Raw genomic sequence first — 18,629 nt, 5'->3', positions numbered from 1 at the left:
AGGTGAGAACGCTGCCAAAAAGTGCGATTCGTTTAGTCCCAGCGCGACCTGAAAAATGTGAGTTCGACGCGGGAGTTCGCAACTAGAAACATAGACAGACTCGTTCCTCGCTAGTGTTGTCACTCACGAGGGCAACAGTTTATTGTTCGCAACTCGCCAATCTTCGCTCACTGTTGGAGCCTGAGAGAGTGCGCTAACAACCAACTGAGTAAAATTGCTTAGGTGCGATCGACGCTCGCGCAACACAGTAATGGAAAAAGATGGAAAGCAAGTCACAAATGTAATTGGACTTTGGGCAAAGAGAGAATTTCCCTCTTCGTGATGTTGTAGCGCGAATAAAGCTGGTTGGACTGAGATTTTGCACCATTCTCAATTAGATAAATCTCAGGAGAGAGGCGATCGCGCTGGCTGCAAATTGGAGGCTGTCATGCGTCCCGATCGCCCGCATTGAGTGTACGATAGATCGCCATGATGCCATATAGACTAACAGTTTGCTTGACTTATATTACGACGTATAAAGTGAAATCATACCAGAGAAACGCGCTCGATAGACGAATAAATTTCCTGACATCGCTGTTGACACGATCTGCTTATCAAACCTCAATTACTGTAGTTTAGACTAAAAAATGATTGCAGCTAAAAGTAGCCGCCTTTGAATATCCGGCAAGCTGTTACTCAAAAACTCAAGAGGGAGAAGATTAAATAACTAATCTTGAAGACTTTTTGCGTCGAGAAACCCGTTTTTTTACAGTGGGATAGCACGGTGCCTTAGTCCGTACCTTTCCTTTTTCCCAGCCGGGGGATTTTCCCCTCTGTTTAGGCAATTTCGCGGGAGTACCAATATCAACTAAAAGCCACAACATTGATTGGGCAACACGTCCAGGGGTTAAATTGATATTAGCAGATTGCCAGGGTAATACATTCTCGACCACTAAATCCCTAGCTAGCCAGAGTTGCCAACTCATCAATGGCATTAAATCACTCCACCGCTCTGATTGTTCGGGAGTTCTCAAGTTAGGCAATGTCCAATGCAATCTTTGCTTAGCAAACCTATACCAATGATCCACCCCAAAACGTCGTAAATACTTAAACCAAACAGTTTCGCTTGGGTAGAGTTCTCTCGGACACCCAAGCCAACCACAAGGGTGGAAATGGCTGACCATTTGACATGGGCTTCATTCTTTCCACGAGGATTAAATTGACTCTCTGTTCGGCCGCACGATAAAAATGCAAGTCTAGCCATTGACTGACTCGGACTTGTCCCAAATCTGGATGTTCGTCAATTTCAATCACAGTATCCGTTTGGAGCCATGTGGTCGGGTCCCAGAGGCTCATTTTTGGCCCATGTTTCCGTGGCCTACCGCGACCACTATAGGCTGGTGGTGCTGACCATAAGCAGGCATTCTTTCGGAGTCTCATTAAACAATCAACTTGAATATCTGCTATAGCCAGTACCCAATTTGCATTGCCATATTCTCTATCTAAAACTGCTAAGACTGGATTGACGCTCTGTTCACAGACAAGTTTGAGTTGGGAGGCTGCTTGAAGTATGGGTGAAGACCCACTACTAATCCTTTCATGGAGCAGGGGTAATGCCCAACTTACGCAGCGCTTCAGGTATCCACGCAATGGTACTGTACCCCTGCCCAAGAATTACACCCCCCTGATATTCATGGGTTCTATCTTTTAATGTTTTAGCATCTGCTCTCCCCCATGCAGTGTGATCAATTGCCACTAACATATGTTCTGCTACGGGTACTTGCTGTTCTAATTGCTGGAGATACAGCAGCATCAGTTTTTTCCGGTCTGGCCTACAGTCTTGCAATGCCTCGTAAACGCTTGACCATTGACGATTGAATAATGGATTGAGCGAAAATTGGGCCAAACATGACGCATTCCTCGTGGTCATCACTGCATCCATGAGCTCGAATGTTGCATCCTTGCTTCGTACCAATAACTCGTATGCTTCTTGACGAAAGTCCTTTAATCGTTCACTGTTCATTTAAGGAGTGGATAGGTTTTTATTTTTCACCCTCATTCTCTCCTTAACGGTGGCTCTAGTTCTTCTTTTGCCACCGTTCTCATCTTTAGTTAGTCTAAACTACAGTCAATTAGTTTTGCGATTATTAATCGCAAAATTATCGCTTTTTGTCCTAAGTCCAATAGAGTTTCCAACTGACTTTGACTGTTTTTCCTTTCTGGTTTATCCACTGGAGTTTAGACTAACAAGGGAAAGAAAAGGGAGCCTGTGATTGCCACAGGTTCCCTAAAGGCAGAAAATTGAGAATTAGCAAAAAACCTCAAATCTGCCTACCATGAATTGTGAAACCTTGAGAGAATTTCGTCAACAAGCCTATAGAATGCTAGGTCCAGCCAAAGATGCCACCTTTGAGCTGATGGATGCAGTGATGACTACGCCAAGAGCCAATTGTTTAACAGAGATGGCACTGAACCCATTGTTCCGAAGACAATGGTCAAGCGTGTCCGAAGCCTTACAGGACTGTCAGCCAGACCGAGAGCAATTAATGAAACTGTATCTTCAGCAGATGTCAGGAGTAGAGAGACCAATTTTAGCAGTAGACTCGCGCAAGCGTGGGCGAGACCAGATGCACCAACCTTGAGGGAGCGTACCTATGAACATCAAGCCACTGCAATTGATGGTAATAAACCGATAGCAATCGGCTTGGGCTACAGCACAATTGCCTGGATACCGGAAGCACAAGGGAGTTGGGCCTTACCCTTAAGACACGAACGAATCACCAGGAAAGGATACACCCATCAGTAAAGCGGCATGGCAGACGGGAGCAAGTGATAGCAGGGTTGCCACAACGACCATTAGTATTATTTGACCGAGAATATGGCTGTGCCAATTTAGTTTTGCAGACTGCCCATCTCAAAGCCGACAAGTTAATCCGGCTGCGTTCTAATCGCTGTTTATACTCTGCCCCACCAGCTTATTCTGGCCGAGGACGCCCCCGTAGTCACGGGAAGAAATTTCAGATCAATGACCCCCAAACTTGGTGGGCTGCTGAGGAGATGGTAGAATTAGATGACCCAAAGCTAGGACAATTACAAATCAGAAGGTGGGATAACTTACACTTTCGTTCTAGTGCTCAACATCCGATGACATTGATCTTGGTAGAGCGAAAAGCTCTCGGTAGTAATTGTCGTCAGGTTAAACCTTTATGGTTAGCATGGATAGGTGAAGGTGAGAATTCTTGTTCTCTCGAAGTAGTCTGGATGGACTATTTGCGTCGCTTTGCCATTGAGCATTGGTATCGTTTAGCCAAGCAAACATTACATTGGACTCTACCCCATCTCAGCACCAAGCGAACAATGTGACCGTTGGAGCGATTTGATGCCTCTGTTAACGAAAGCAGTTGTGGTTGGCTCAAGATTTAGTTCGAGACTATCACTTGCCTTGGCAAAAACCTCTGACTAATTTGACTCCTGGACGGGTGGCTCAATCCCTTTTCCCACTTTTGGTTAAGATTGGCACTCCTGCTCAAGCACCAAAACCACGGGGAAAATCCCCTGGTTGGCCGACTGGTCAATCCCGAATAGGGCGCATTCGCTATCCAGTAGTGAAAAAGGGTCGAGGTCAGTTCCAAAATCATCGAAATTTGACTTCTTAATCACATATATTTAGCTGCACAATAAATCTTTTCCGCCTCAGTTTCTAGCTGAGCCAGCTTTTCTTAGTCTAAACTCCAGTTATCCAAGCAGGCGCTTTGCCTCCGGGAACGTCGCAGTCCCTTTCGCATTCCTTGGGACATTACGGCAGCGCAGGTCGGCCCAAGCAATTGTGGAGCCAGTTGATTGTCTGGGCGATCGTCTGGGGAGCCTGATTAATGTCGCTCATCGGTGCACCTCCGAGCAATTACTAGAAGAATTGCACAATGTCCTGAGCTTCTGAAGAACGCTTTTGGGCATTGCCCAGAAGCTTTTGTAGAAAAATTAAAGTAACAAATCTTAAGGCCGATCTACGAAGGTTTCAACGATACATTGAAACGCTATAACATCAGTGGCAAAGCTTTAGCTTTTAAGAATTTTAGGCCTGCAAAATTCATATTTAATGCGCTCTGGAATTAATTTTACTACTTATTTAACCCCAATATATCAATAAAAAGTAGTCATTTATCAACTACAACTCCCATTTTTTCACTAGATTGGTTCCTAGTTGGTAAGGAAAACAGTTCATTCAACTATAAATTAAATTGATAGTTGAATTTTTAGCGTTCGAGGAGGACATTAATATGTTCATTCAGAATTTTAGAAAAGCTAAAATTCGCGAATGAAACAGCCCTGCCCTTTGGGGGGTGCGGAATATGGGCTGTAAGCGAGCGCTAAAAGATGATAATTTGTAGGCGACTGTCAAACTCTCAAGCTTCCCGATCGCGAATAATACGACTTTTCACCTCGTTGGGAATTCTGCGATCGTTCAAAATCTCATCTAGCAGCGGTGAATTTTTGCCGCAGTCGTTTGCAACAGCCACAGCAACAGCGCACTGATTCGCTACTGGCATTAGGGAATCGCCAACAATCAAATCTTCTCTGACAATAGCAGCCAAAAACTCGGAGTCAAATTTAGCGAGTTTAGTCAGCAATCCTGTGACAACTAATTTATCTACTTTGCGGCTGATGTCTACAGTTCGCAGTAAGATGCGGGTGCAATTCCCAATCTGTGGCATGAGTTCTATCTTGTCTAAAAGAGCTATTTGATTTAAAGCAATCAGTGCTGAAGCTGCTCCCATGTTGATAACATCTTGATTGGAACTTTTAACAATTCTGCGAGTTAGCTCAAAGGTGGCTTCTGCTAAATTGGGGTCAATTGTATTTACCCCTGAAGGATGATTCCAAATGGCAGTGTCTATCAATTTGTATAAGAGTTGGACTATTTCGGCAGTCGAATCGTTTGCTAAAGTTTCAAAAACAGCCATAATTTCTGAAGTTGCAACTACTTGCGAGTTGACTTTTTCAATGAAAGCTTTCAAACAGTTTTGGCGCACTCCAACGAGGGGAGACTTTGCTAAAATTAGTAGCAATTGCTGTAACTGGATCTGCTTTTTTTGTTCGGCGAGGGCGAGTATGGCTGCGGAGGCATCGAGGGCCACATCTCGCGAGGAATCTAAACACAGTTTTGCGAGTTCAGAAATAGATAACGAGTAGGGAGACGGCAATGCCTTGTCATTACTGGAATCCGCCGACGGTAATGACAAGGCATTACTGAAATCTGCTGAGGGTAATGTCTTATCATTACTGAAATCTGCTGAAATTTCCGCTTGTTGGCGGTACAATTTAACTAGGGCCGATCGCACTTCTTTTGAATCCGCATTTTTTTGTAAGTAAGGTTCGAGTTGAGGAGGAACATTATTGAGTTTTTTGAGGATATTAGCTGTTTGTGATGCTGGCAGTGTGGGAAGTAATTGTTCGAGAATCTCTGCCAAAAGCTGCTGTATCGATAGGTTATTGGCAAGGGCATCTATCGCGCGAATGAATTCTACAGGAGCTCGCTCTATCGCCGGCACAATCCACTGAACCAAAGCTAATTGCAGTTCGCTACTGAGGGGATGCAAACCATTACCATAAATTGCTAGTTCTCTGAATACTAAAGTAATAGTTGATGCTCGATTGGCTGGGATAGTTTCTATGGGGATTTTTAGTAAACTAGCAGCAACTAAATCAGTCGCACCACTGTGAACTGCTGATGTAATAGCAGCGAGATTGCGCCCCGTTAAATCCTCTATATCCCTTGGCAAGCTATCGCTGAATGTACTCTTTAAAATCGCTTCTAGCAAGGCTGTATCTGATGCAGCAGCGCGGCCGACAGTAGTGGCGGAAACCGCAGTCCAGTATTTGCCTAGTGGGGCGCGGAGTGCATCTTGCCAAGTGGTTCCGAAGAGTGTGTCGCCGGCAGCTAAAAAGTTTGGTAGCAGGCTGCTGAGAAGTTGTGTGGTGTTTTCTTGTTCTTTGAATTGTTCGGAAATTGGTTGAGAGATAATTGTTAGCAGAAATTCTCGCTGTACTGTTGCCGGAATGCCCGGAGTTAGGTAAAGTTCAATGACGGTAGAACGAACGTTGCCGCCGAAGAGAAAATAATATTTTTTAAGGCTTTTTAAAATTTCTAATTCTATGCTATCTGTCCGTTTATTCGCATAATTTTCACAAAAAACACCGATGAATTTTCCCCAAATTTGATAGCGTTCTTGTCGTCGTTTATTTTCGGTTGTTTGAGACTGTCGGCTATTTTCTGCTGTTTGAGGTTGTGGGTTATTTTTGGTTGTTTGAGGTTGTGGGTTATTTTTGGTTGTTTGAGGTTGTGGGTTATTTTTGGTTGTTTGTGGCTGTCGGTTATTTTCTGCTGTTTGAGACTGCGGGTTATTTTCTGCTGTTTGAGACAGTCGGTTATTTTCGGTTGTTGACGATTGTGGGTTACTTTCTGCTGTTTGCGACTGTCGATTGGCGATGGCTGCTAGGGCTCGCTCAAATCGAGAAGTTTCAGCGGGCGATTCGAGATTTACCTGCAAAACTGGGGGGAATCGCCCTAGCAATTCGGCCGCTGTTTCCGCTGCTTTGTTAATTAGTTCCGGGCCGACATTTCCTAGCAGTTGTACTGCTACTTCCCAGGCGGCGTCTCTGTGGCGCTGTGGTGCTCCTCTGGCTGCTGCTAGGAGGGTTTCTTGGAAGCTGTAGTCTCTAATAAGGGCTATTCTTAGTAGGGACAGCAACACGGCTGAGGATTCCGGTTCGGTGCGGGAAACACTGGCAAAGGTGACGGCGCGAAAAGGCAAAATTTTGGTTGTGTCTAATTCATCGGAAATTTGGTTGAATTCCGGCAGGCTCAGGAGGGTTAAAAGTTGGCGAAATATTGACCAAATATAATATCTCGAATCGGCAATTTTAGAAGCAATTAAATCATTTTTAAGTTGGTCTTTGGCTCGTTCGCCTGTTTCGCTCGTATTCATCCAACGCGCCACGGTATATTCTAAGAATGTTTGGTGAAAAAAACCAGCTCGCTTTCCTCCTAAATCTTTAAAAATTCCGTCGCTTTTGAGTGAATTGTAAGCAGAAAATTCTGTTTCGCTGAGGTCTAAATCGCCCTCGTAAACAAAGTCACGCAATCTATCTCCAGAGTTGTCATACATTAATCGTGCTAGTTTCAGGCACAGTTTTTGTTTGGCGAGGCTGAGGTGTTCGGACTGCAAGTTGTGGCGAACTTTGGCAATTTTCCAATCCCAATATTTTTCGTATAGCTGGCTGACGGTTAAATCTTCGGGGACTGTTTCTTCAGCGGCGAACAAGTCGCAAAGTAAAGCCAGCAGCAAGGGGTGGCAGACGATTTCTTGTAGGGATACGCTGTCTGCGGAAAGGGCAATAATTTGGTTGGCAAAAGATTGCTGGCTTGCTAGAGTGTTGAAACCAGGTTTAGTCTTAATGAATTCTTGCGCTGCGGTTCTGACTTCTTCGCTGGTGAAGGGGGTAATTTTGCAGTTGTCGCTGACACTTTCTCGGAATCCGGCAAAGCTTTCATGGTAGGGTTCAAAAAAGTTGCTGTAGTCGGTATCGCGGCAGGTAAAGGCAACTGTTGTGCCGATTTCTAAGAGTTGGGATAAAATGCCGCGCAACACCGGAACTAAAGGTTTTGTCAGTACAATATCTAAAGTGTCAATCAGGAGAATGCCGCGGCTTTGTTGAGCTGTTAGTTGTTGGGCAATTTCCACGATTGATTGTCGCTTAGCACTAATTTTTTCACCGAGTTCTAGGGCAAAGGTTTCAGCGGATTCGATTAAATCGTCGCACCGGACTAAGGCTAACCAGCCACTGTCGGATTCGGTTTGTTCGGCGTGTAGTTCATCGTAGATGCTGCCGAGAATGGTGCTTTTTCCGTATCCGGCTGCCCCTATAATTGGGACGATCCGACGCTTGTTTTCAAAGACTCCGGCACGTATTTCTTTCAGGCATTTGGACAGCAGGGTTTGGCGGGGAATGGGAGGGAGAATGTAAGGATTGAGAGCGGCCCTGGCACGAGCGCCGCTGCGTTCTATTGCGACAAGAAGTTCGTCAATTTGTGGGTCAATAGGTGCGATTGGCTTCGGTTCCGGTTCTGTTTCTGGACTGACTATTTGCTGCCAGTCTAAGTCAAGGACATGACAAATCTCCATGAAAATCGATCGATAAATCGCCTTCCCCGTAAAAAATCTGTTAACAGTTGACCAAGCTGCGAGCGCCATTTCAAAAGCCAGAGCTTTTTGCGTCAAATTTTTGCGTCCCAAAGCTCTTTTGGCGAGTTTGATTCCTTCAGCGGTTGCTTGGAGAGTGCGGTTTGACATAGGGCGTGTGAAGAGTATTCGTGTCAACTTAACCTGAACAGGACTTACGCACGGGTGGCTAGAAACCAGGTGTTTTGCATCATATCAAATCCCGTGGCATCGGATATTGATATTACCCACAGTCGAACCATCAGGACACGGCACTGCCCATTGCTGTCAACTTAACATTAAACCCTCAGTCCGGCAGGGGTTTCAACAACAGCCTCAAAGCGAAAGTCCTCGCTATGAGGACTAATGACTTCTTCAGTCCTCTTTGAGAGGACTTTCGCTTTGAGACAGGGAATTCATTCCCTGGCGGACTGCCGGGTGAACGGGAGGACTGGCGGACTACAAGCTTAAGTTGACACTAATAGGCACAACGCCGTGTCCCATTAATCCAGCGATAGTTCGCTCACAAGAGGGCGATGGATGATTCTGAGGTAGGGAAAGGGCATTGCCGTGTCCTGAATTGCCGCCTTGTCGCTGGTTACATCCGAATCGTTAACAATCAACAGTCAACTATCATTCCAGTGCAGCTACCTCAACTCATACACGAACTCATATAAGTTTGTCAAGCACTCAAATCTGAACTCAAACACCCCCCTGCAAAAATCGAAGTTGTAAGGTTTAAAACCCAATTTGGGGGGTACATGGAATTTACACCAGAACCTCTGCACGCGGCTTGGCAGCAAGTACGCAAGCGTAGTCGCAGCGCTGGAATTGACGGCATTACCGTTGATTTGTTTGCTGGTGTTGCCCGACACCAGTTGCAAATTTTGCAGCAGCAGTTGCAGCAGGAATCTTATTTTCCGCGTCCGGCTAAGGGTTTTTACCAGCCCAAAGCCAACGGCGGCAAGCGTTTGATTGGTATTCCTACGGTTAGGGACAGAATTGTGCAGCGCTTTTTGCTGGACGAACTGTATTGGCCGCTGGAGGATATTTTTCTCGATTGCAGCTACGCTTACCGTCCCGGCAGGGGCATACAGATGGCTGTCAAACACCTGTATTCCTATTATGGATTCGGGCAGGCTTGGGTAGTTAAAGCTGATATTGAGAAGTTTTTTGACAATCTTTGTTGGCCGCTGCTATTGGCTGATTTGGAAAAGTTGCAGTTAGAGCCGATTTTGCGCCAGTTAATCCAACAGCAGCTTGGGTCGGGAATTGTTGTTAAGGGTCAGTGTTTGTATCCGAATCAGGGAGTTTTGCAAGGGGCGATTCTTTCCGGTGCTTTGGCTAATTTGTACTTGAACGAATTTGACCGACTTTGTTTGAGTCACGGTTGGAATTTGGTGCGCTTTGGCGATGATTTTGCAATCGCTTGTGCCGATTCTATTCAAGCTAATCGCTGTTTGAAACAGATTAGTTCTTGGCTGGGCAGTTTGTATTTAAAGCTTCAGCCAGAAAAGACGCGGATTTTTGCACCCGATGAGGAGTTTATTTTTCTCGGTTATCTGTTTCGTAATGGAGAGGTTTTTGCACCGGAACCCTCCCCAGGTAGGGGCGGTGCCCCCGTGCCCGCCCAGCCAGCCGCAAAGGGCAACCACGGGGGGTTTGCCCCTACTTCGGGAATGTCTTTTTCTCGCGCCGTAACTCGCAAAGTACCTGTATTTTCTGGAAAGCCTTTGGCTTGCAGTATTTCTGTGAAGCGGCTTGTTTTGCCACGCGCTAATTCGGAACATTTTTGGAGGGAACCTATGAGTACATTGTATGTCACGGATCAGGGAGCTTATCTGAGCATTCAAAACCAGCAGTTTCAGGTTTATTACCAGCAGGAATTACGGATTAAAGTTCCCGCTAGTCGGGTAAGCCACATTATTTTGTTTGGCTGCTGCAATGTGTCTCACGGGGCTGTATCTTGTGCGCTGCATCAGCGGATTCCAATTCTGTATTTGTCGCAGCGGGGTCGCTATTTTGGGCGGTTACAACATGACGGGCGGGCCAAGGTGGAATATTTGACTAAGCAGGTAAGTTGTTCTATGAATCCTGAGTTTGTTCGCCTGCAAGCCGAGGCAATTGTCAGGGCGAAGCTGCATAATTCACGGATTTTGCTGATGCGATTGAACCGCTATCGCAAATCGAAGGATGCTAGTCAAACATCAGTTTTGCAGGCGGTGGAAATGCTGGAAATGCTGATGGAAAGTTTGCATTTGGCTGAGTCTATGGATGCACTGCGGGGTTATGAGGGGAAAGCGGCGACTGTTTATTTTCAAGCTTTGGGTTCTTTGTTTTCGGGCCCGTTTGTGTTTGAAGTTCGCACTAAGCGCCCTCCTACCGATCCGATTAATAGTTTGCTGAGTTTGGGCTACACTTTATTAAGTCAGAATGTGAGTTCGTTTGTGGAAGCTGTGGGGCTGCACACGCATTTTGGGAATCTTCACGTGCCCCGCGACAATCACCCGGCTTTGGTTTCAGATTTGATGGAGGAGTTTCGGGCTCAGGTTGTGGATTCTCTGGTAACGTATTTGATCAATTCTCAGATTTTTATTGCGGATGATTTTACGCCGCCAGACGAACGGGGTGGCGTTTTTCTTCAACCTCATGCTTTGAAGAAGTTTCTCAAGCATTGGGATGAAAAGTTGCTGTCGGAGACGACTCATCCGCATACTGGTTATAAGGTGGCGTATCGTCGCTGTTTGGAATTGCAGGTGCGGGAGTACATCTCAGCGTTGATGGGAGAGGTTGAGGTATATCGGCCGATGATGTGGGATAAGTAGGGCTCGGTGGGTGAGAGAAAAAGATTTTTTCTCTGTTTGTTAGTTCCACGGTTGTCTAATTAGCTTTTTCGTGGGGGGTAGGTGATGTCTGAAACCCTTATTCTGTCGTTGCCCCCCACGAAATTCTTTTGGGGTAAAGGTTTGGAAGCCTTATTTTACCGTAGGTTGCTGACTTGTTGAGAATATTCTGCTTTTATTGACTTTAAATTTTGACCCCCACGAAAAAGTGCTGTAGACTTATCTTAGGGTAAGGCTTCTAGGAGCTAGCCTTTAGGCTTCTTCGGAAGTTGAATTAATGGAAACTTGACAGCTGGCTGTCGACTCCTTGTGTGGAGCCAATAATCTTTAGGCTTCTTCGGAAGTTGAATTAATGGAAACATTTTATATATTGCTGTAACAACAAAGCAAAATACAACTTTAGGCTTCTTCGGAAGTTGAATTAATGGAAACAAGAAAGAAAGAAACTACTTGGCGATTCCCATAGGAGCTTTAGGCTTCTTCGGAAGTTGAATTAATGGAAACTCCTCAGTGTCCGTGTTGTCAAGCATTCCCTGGAGCTTTAGGCTTCTTCGGAAGTTGAATTAATGGAAACTCTTTTGGAACTGTGAAAGTCCCGTCTCCGTTGTCCTCTTTAGGCTTCTTCGGAAGTTGAATTAATGGAAACTAAACCGTTTACGCTAATAGTCTTAAACATTCCTGCTTTAGGCTTCTTCGGAAGTTGAATTAATGGAAACTTTAGGCTTACAATCTTCAGTCTTAGCACCGTCACTTCTTTAGGCTTCTTCGGAAGTTGAATTAATGGAAACAACAAGTGAGTTTTCCTCTGAAAGAGGATGAGTCATATCTTTAGGCTTCTTCGGAAGTTGAATTAATGGAAACGTTTATTTCAACTCCTACAAGACCTGTGCAATCAGGTCTTTAGGCTTCTTCGGAAGTTGAATTAATGGAAACGGGCCTGGGTCGGGCCTTGTGGGTTCGATTATCCACTTTAGGCTTCTTCGGAAGTTGAATTAATGGAAACCCTAGATGCAACGACTGCAATAAGTTCCTGGTGAAACTTTAGGCTTCTTCGGAAGTTGAATTAATGGAAACGGGAGGTTTATAGGAAAAAATAATTTCCCAACTAAAGTGCTTTAGGCTTCTTCGGAAGTTGAATTAATGGAAACTTTCAGAACCCGAAACGACAATCTGATTTCCTTCTGACTTTAGGCTTCTTCGGAAGTTGAATTAATGGAAACCCAAGTAGCGAGGAATTGATTTGATCATGGCCTTCTTTAGGCTTCTTCGGAAGTTGAATTAATGGAAACTTCGGGCTGTATTCCCGGCTACCGTCAATAGTGTTCTGACGCTTTAGGCTTCTTCGGAAGTTGAATTAATGGAAACATGAAAGCATAATCACAGGCTTTAATTGATACTGTGCTTTAGGCTTCTTCGGAAGTTGAATTAATGGAAACTGCTGAAATTATCCGGTAATCACCGTTTGGTACTGCTTTAGGCTTCTTCGGAAGTTGAATTAATGGAAACAGTGCTCTGGACTCCGAGTTTCTCGCACGAATCCCAAACTTTAGGCTTCTTCGGAAGTTGAATTAATGGAAACTTTATGCCTTTGGAAGCATAAATTTAGGCTGCAAAACTTTAGGCTTCTTCGGAAGTTGAATTAATGGAAACAAACTCGGTAACCTCCTACTATTTGCCCATCCAAAATCTTTAGGCTTCTTCGGAAGTTGAATTAATGGAAACTTGGGTTTCGTGACTCCAAAAGGACCATCTCCAACGCTTTAGGCTTCTTCGGAAGTTGAATTAATGGAAACTTGACTTTTTCAATTCCACTTTCGATCGAAACAACTTTAGGCTTCTTCGGAAGTTGAATTAATGGAAACTTAACTATCGCTAACTGTAACCTCTATTGAAACACCTTCTTTAGGCTTCTTCGGAAGTTGAATTAATGGAAACTTGCTTGTGCAACCACGTGATACTCGCCTTTTTTAAAGGCTTTAGGCTTCTTCGGAAGTTGAATTAATGGAAACTTTTTTGATTGGCTATACTTGCGGCAATTCCTCTTCTTTAGGCTTCTTCGGAAGTTAAATTAATGGAAACTATTACATCCATTATATCTTGGAGACATCCCCAGCAGGTCTTTAGGCTTCTTCGGAAGTTGAATTAATGGAAACTAGAGTCTGAGGCTCTACGAATGCCACTGTCGCTGCTTTAGGCTTCTTCGGAAGTTGAATTAATGGAAACAATCTTTGACGAGTGGAACAGTAAAGTTCCCTGCACCTTTAGGCTTCTTCGGAAGTTGAATTAATGGAAACATCAGACTGCTGGTCCATGGTCATCGCCTTGGTCTCTTTAGGCTTCTTCGGAAGTTGAATTAATGGAAACCTTCTCGCTCAAAACGAGCCACCTGTTTTCCTCCTCTTTAGGCTTCTTCGGAAGTTGAATTAATGGAAACTTTACTGGCTATGGTTACAGCCACCGGCAACGACGCCTTTAGGCTTCTTCGGAAGTTGAATTAATGGAAACACTAAGCTTGTTACTGGCCACTAAACTCCAACGAAACTTCTTTAGGCTTCTTCGGAAGTTGAATTAATGGAAACCATTGCTAACTGTAGCCTTGTTGCTAGCGGAACCTCTTTAGGCTTCTTCGGAAGTTGAATTAATGGAAACATTAACAGCCACAACCGTTACAATCGGTGCATACAGCTTTAGGCTTCTTCGGAAGTTGAATTAATGGAAACCACCAGCATCTTTTACTCCCTTAATTACTTTTCCAACTTTAGGCTTCTTCGGAAGTTGAATTAATGGAAACAAAAGTAATAGTTCGCCCCTAGTGCAGTTGCTAGTCTTTAGGCTTCTTCGGAAGTTGAATTAATGGAAACATAGCCGGCTTCGGTCATCCACATTATCAACAACTTTAGGCTTCTTCGGAAGTTGAATTAATGGAAACTGGCAGCTATCGCAGCTGCCGTATCGGACTTTAAGTCCTTTAGGCTTCTTCGGAAGTTGAATTAATGGAAACGCCAAACGGTAGACCTCTAGTCCTAGCTCATTACACCTTTAGGCTTCTTCGGAAGTTGAATTAATGGAAACAATACAGTCGTCATTGCCCTTTCCTTTTGGGGAAATATCTTTAGGCTTCTTCGGAAGTTGAATTAATGGAAACTCTAGATATTCTCGTGGATTTCCTGCGGGAGAAAAATAAAACTTTAGGCTTCTTCGGAAGTTGAATTAATGGAAACATCCAAAGTTATACTGATGTAACCATTACCCACAGTGAGGCTTTAGGCTTCTTCGGAAGTTGAATTAATGGAAACCACAACCTGACCATTGGAGATTACTTCACAATGCCAACTTTAGGCTTCTTCGGAAGTTGAATTAATGGAAACTGGAGTTCCAAAAGGGTTACCGGATGCTTTGAAAGCTTTAGGCTTCTTCGGAAGTTGAATTAATGGAAACAGGGTATTCGGGCTCGACTATTTCGGTTTCCTTCTCTTTAGGCTTCTTCGGAAGTTGAATTAATGGAAACTCCGAGTCTTCCTCGGGGGAGTCGGGGTTGGACTTCTTTAGGCTTCTTCGCAAGTTGAATTAATGGAAACAAGTTAAGCCGTGACACTGTGTTTGTAGATCACTAACTTTAGGCTTCTTCGGAAGTTGAATTAATGGAAACGAAAAAGAGGAACGTTTTCTCCGCAAGCTTTTTTAATCTTTAGGCTTCTTCGGAAGTTGAATTAATGGAAACCTAAGTCATTCTTATAGAATGAAACAAAATTGGGGCTTTAGGCTTCTTCGGAAGTTGAATTAATGGAAACCCGAACCTGTTTAGCTCAGCATTCAGAGCATTGCTTCTTTAGGCTTCTTCGGAAGTTGAATTAATGGAAACCTTCTCTCAGCTCTTTAGGCAAGTCTGAAATTTTCTGCTTTAGGCTTCTTCGGAAGTTGAATTAATGGAAACTCTTCCAATTGGATGGTCTGAGACAATTTTTTCAACTTTAGGCTTCTTCGGAAGTTGAATTAATGGAAACGGACAACGAAAAACTACAACTTTTTTGCTGAAGACTCTTTAGGCTTCTTCGGAAGTTGAATTAATGGAAACAACAAAGCCCAGATTCTCCTTCTTCAAGCTCAACATACTTTAGGCTTCTTCGGAAGTTGAATTAATGGAAACTTTTCGTTACGTCCTCCAGAGAGGATATAAAGAAAAGTCTTTAGGCTTCTTCGGAAGTTGAATTAATGGAAACAAGAAGCCTTAGTCCAGTAATTACCGTCCTGGTAATAACTTTAGGCTTCTTCGGAAGTTGAATTAATGGAAACGATCGCACTTGCGGGAGTGCAGGAAACCAGGCCTAATCTTTAGGCTTCTTCGGAAGTTGAATTAATGGAAACCGTCCGAATATTTTACTACTTCTGCCTCTTGCATACCCTGACTTTAGGCTTCTTCGGAAGTTGAATTAATGGAAACTTTCTATAATCTATCTCCAAAACACCCCAACGGCTTTAGGCTTCTTCGGAAGTTGAATTAATGGAAACAAAAAGCACATTCGGTTGACATTCCCAGAGGTGACACCTTTAGGCTTCTTCGGAAGTTGAATTAATGGAAACAATGTCGACAAATCCATATCCTGTATCTGGCAAACATCTACTTTAGGCTTCTTCGGAAGTTGAATTAATGGAAACCTACGCTGTAAGTTAGTCCTTGATTGGGCTGAAGTCTTTCTTTAGGCTTCTTCGGAAGTTGAATTAATGGAAACGATAGCAATTCGCACATGTCTCGCCGTTGGAGTTGGAGGAAACTTTAGGCTTCTTCGGAAGTTGAATTAATGGAAACAATCGAGCAATTATTTGTATCAAAACCCTTTGTGCAAATGCTTTAGGCTTCTTCGGAAGTTGAATTAATGGAAACATGCCGTTGACGGTTACAACTTCGTCTTCTGTTGAATCTTTAGGCTTCTTCGGAAGTTGAATTAATGGAAACTGTTGCAGCCTCTTTTAGCCGCCTCTTTCATCGAAGCTTTAGGCTTCTTCGGAAGTTGAATTAATGGAAACTTTTGCCCCCGATTTGCAGGATAAGGCTTATTTGAACTTTAGGCTTCTTCGGAAGTTGAATTAATGGAAACGGTATGGGAAATGCAGTACTCGTTGGAATCCTCTTCTTTAGGCTTCTTCGGAAGTTGAATTAATGGAAACTCCTCTGCCTTTCCGTGATTGGAAAAGCTTGTAGAAACTTTAGGCTTCTTCGGAAGTTGAATTAATGGAAACTTGGTGAAAATGATTTCTCGAAAAAATTAATCAAGCTTTAGGCTTCTTCGGAAGTTGAATTAATGTAAACAACTTTTGAATTGTGTGAGAATTATTATCCACACTCTTTAGGCTTCTTCGGAAGTTGAATTAATGGAAACACTTATTAGCTAGGTAGCTAAATAAAGGAAACTACATCTAAAGGCTTCTTCGGAAGTTGAATTAATGGAAACCTACATTCAGAGTTGATCTCTGCCATGTTACAAGACTAAAGGCTTCTTCGGAAGTTGAATTAATGGAAACTTGGAGCACAGTTGGTCTGGATCGCCACAGTACCGGCTTTACGCTTGTTCGGAAGTTGAATTAATCCCAACTGATTAGCCCCAGAGAGTTGGGTGGAGTGAAACGGAGGGTTCGCTTCACTCCACCCAACCTACGAAACTCATATACGAACTCATATACACCCCCCTCGTACTCGAATACGAACTCAAATACCCCTCTGAGAACATAGAAATACAGGGCCCAAAGAGAGCGAGAGAGAGCGAAACAAACATCTCTAAAACCGCCACTTAGCCCCAGTACCACATTCATCAGAGGGAAAACATGACCGCAGTATACATCACTAAACCCGGTTCAATTCTCAGCGTCCAACAGCATCATTTCCAAGTAATCCACCGAGAGAAATTGTGTCAAAGCGTGCCAATCAAGCAAGTCACCCAAATTATTCTGTTTAGCCTTTGCCAGTTGTCACGTCAAGCCGTCAAACTAGCATCGTCCCGCAAAATTCCCATCTATTTTATCAGCCGCCAAGGCGAAGAATTGGGCAACTGCGAACCCCAACCCCAGCCTGAACGACCTGCAAAACATCGCTTCCATCAACTCAAACGCCTGCAAGACCCAGAATTTGTTCGCGCTTTTGCTGAGAGCATTACTTGGGCAAAAATGCACAATGAAAGCGTATTGCTCCAGCAGTTGCACGTCAGCAGTGCTGCATTCGAGCCTGAAGTTTACTGCGCTTTTTTCAAATTGTTAATGGATGACTTGCCGATGGCTTATTCCCTCGATGAACTGCGGGGGTACGATGTCACCGCCGAAAGCTTTTATTATCCCGCCCTGGGTTCATTGCTACCCTTGCAGTTGGGTTTTCGGTGGCGCGATTTGCAGCATCCCTCAGACCCCATTAACCGAATGCTAAATCTGGGAAATACCCTGTTGCACCAACAAACATCTACTTTTGTGCAGGTACTGGGATTGGATGCCGACATCAGCCATCTGCACGTTCCCAGCCAGCACCAAAAACCCCTTGTTTGCGACTTAATGGCAGAATTTCGCCCGATGCTGGTAGATGAATTAGCCGTCAACTTAGCCAAATCCCGCATCATTACCGCACGAGATATTATCCCTCAAAACGGTAGCGGAGCCTTCCTGTCGCCTCGCGCCCTCCAAACATTCATTCAGCATTGGGAAGAGAAACTGCAAACTTTGGTAACACATCCCCATGCAGGAACCGTTAGCTATCGCCACTGTTTGGAATTGCAAGTACGGGAATATATCGCCTGCGTGTTGGGGGACGTTCAGCATTACCGACCGCTGGTTTGGACACTCCCCAAAAATAACGCTGCTGCCGATTCTAACGACTCGGAAGATGAGTATCCCCTACTGGTCAAAATGTAATATACCTCGACCATATTTCTTGTGGAACAGGCATCTTGCCTGTTCAAGACTAACTTTTCTGGGGAGGTCTAATGTTTTACCTCATCTGCTATGACATTGTAGATGACCGCCGCCGCCTAAAAATTTCTAAATTATTAGAAACCTGCGGTTGCCGAGTTCAGAAGTCGGTTTTTGAATGCGTGCTGGATGAAAAACGGCAAGAACAACTGCAAAAACGGCTGTTGAAATTGCTTAACAAACGGCAAGACCAAATCCGATTCTATCCTCTTTCTGCTCACTGTCGATGCAAGGTAACGGTGCTGGGAGTGCAACCAAAGTTTGCAATAGACGATGAGGCTTTCATTGTTTAGATAGCCGGAAAGTTCCTGATATTGGGAAAACGGGAGGATGTATTTTCTCCCTTTTCCCCCTGGGAGATTTATGAGCGATGAAGGTGCTAAATTTAGGCTGCGGTTTTCTCCAAAAGTCCCAAAACAACTGAAATCGCTCCCCGTTAAAGTTCAAAAGCAATACCGCAAAGCTTTTAAAACAATCGCATCTGAGGGCCCGGAATACAGAAGCTTGAGAACCCACCGATACAGACATCAAAAAGGTGAAATTTGGGGTTCTGCGGCTTCGATGGCTCTGAGGTTTTATTGGAAGTATGCGGGAGAGCAAACAATTTCGATTGAGGAAATTGATTCGCACTAGCAGCGGT

At 44.2% G+C, this 18,629-nt stretch carries 9 protein-coding genes and 1 CRISPR repeat array; of the genes, 6 read left to right on the top strand and 3 right to left on the bottom strand.

The genetic code is table 11. The features are described 5' to 3' along the window. Positions 1-1,086: 1,086 nt before the first annotated feature. On the bottom strand, positions 1,087-1,629 hold the full coding sequence (locus QUA40_RS01920; protein WP_333121312.1) for a transposase: 543 nt from the start codon (positions 1,627-1,629) through the stop codon (positions 1,087-1,089). Then, positions 1,577-1,792 (bottom strand): hypothetical protein, encoded by a 216-nt coding sequence (locus QUA40_RS01915; RefSeq protein WP_333121310.1) that lies wholly within the window; start codon positions 1,790-1,792, stop codon positions 1,577-1,579. Before QUA40_RS01915 ends, QUA40_RS01920 begins: the two co-directional genes overlap by 53 nt. A 568-nt stretch (positions 1,793-2,360) precedes the next feature. Between QUA40_RS01915 and QUA40_RS01910 the strand changes: the two genes are divergently transcribed. Beyond that, on the top strand, positions 2,361-2,621 hold the full coding sequence (locus QUA40_RS01910; protein WP_333121308.1) for a hypothetical protein: 261 nt from the start codon (positions 2,361-2,363) through the stop codon (positions 2,619-2,621). 199 nt (positions 2,622-2,820) lie between these two features. Then, entirely contained in the window at positions 2,821-3,342 is a 522-nt protein-coding gene (locus QUA40_RS01905) for a transposase (protein WP_333121306.1), read from the top strand. 1,040 nt (positions 3,343-4,382) lie between these two features. Here QUA40_RS01905 and QUA40_RS01900 read toward each other — a convergent pair. Then, on the bottom strand, positions 4,383-8,330 hold the full coding sequence (locus tag QUA40_RS01900) for an NACHT domain-containing protein (RefSeq protein WP_333121304.1): 3,948 nt from the start codon (positions 8,328-8,330) through the stop codon (positions 4,383-4,385). A gap of 629 nt (positions 8,331-8,959) precedes the next feature. Here QUA40_RS01900 and cas1 (QUA40_RS01895) point away from each other — a divergent pair. The 4 genes from cas1 (QUA40_RS01895) (at position 8,960) to QUA40_RS01880 (ending at position 18,622) form a co-directional block, all read left to right on the top strand. Next, entirely contained in the window at positions 8,960-11,023 is a 2,064-nt protein-coding gene (gene cas1, locus QUA40_RS01895; RefSeq protein ID WP_333121302.1) for a CRISPR-associated endonuclease Cas1, read from the top strand. A gap of 268 nt (positions 11,024-11,291) precedes the next feature. Beyond that, positions 11,292-16,632: direct repeats of the CRISPR family, unit length 35 nt; unit sequence CTTTAGGCTTCTTCGGAAGTTGAATTAATGGAAAC. Between the two features lie 229 nt (positions 16,633-16,861). Further along, positions 16,862-17,932 (top strand): CRISPR-associated endonuclease Cas1, encoded by a 1,071-nt coding sequence (gene cas1 / locus QUA40_RS01890; protein WP_333121300.1) that lies wholly within the window; start codon positions 16,862-16,864, stop codon positions 17,930-17,932. 71 nt (positions 17,933-18,003) lie between these two features. Continuing rightward, on the top strand, positions 18,004-18,282 hold the full coding sequence (gene cas2 / locus QUA40_RS01885; protein WP_333045383.1) for a CRISPR-associated endonuclease Cas2: 279 nt from the start codon (positions 18,004-18,006) through the stop codon (positions 18,280-18,282). A gap of 70 nt (positions 18,283-18,352) precedes the next feature. Further along, the gene (locus tag QUA40_RS01880) at positions 18,353-18,622 is read left to right on the top strand and encodes a hypothetical protein (protein WP_333121298.1); all 270 of its coding nucleotides are present in this window, start codon (positions 18,353-18,355) and stop codon (positions 18,620-18,622) included. Positions 18,623-18,629: the final 7 nt, after the last annotated feature.

Origin of the sequence: Microcoleus sp. Pol11C3 (assembly GCF_036701485.1) — a bacterium.
GTDB lineage: Bacteria > Cyanobacteriota > Cyanobacteriia > Cyanobacteriales > Microcoleaceae > Microcoleus.
Note: the sequence above shows the minus strand (reverse complement) of the source record. Positions and strands in the feature narration are given on the sequence as shown.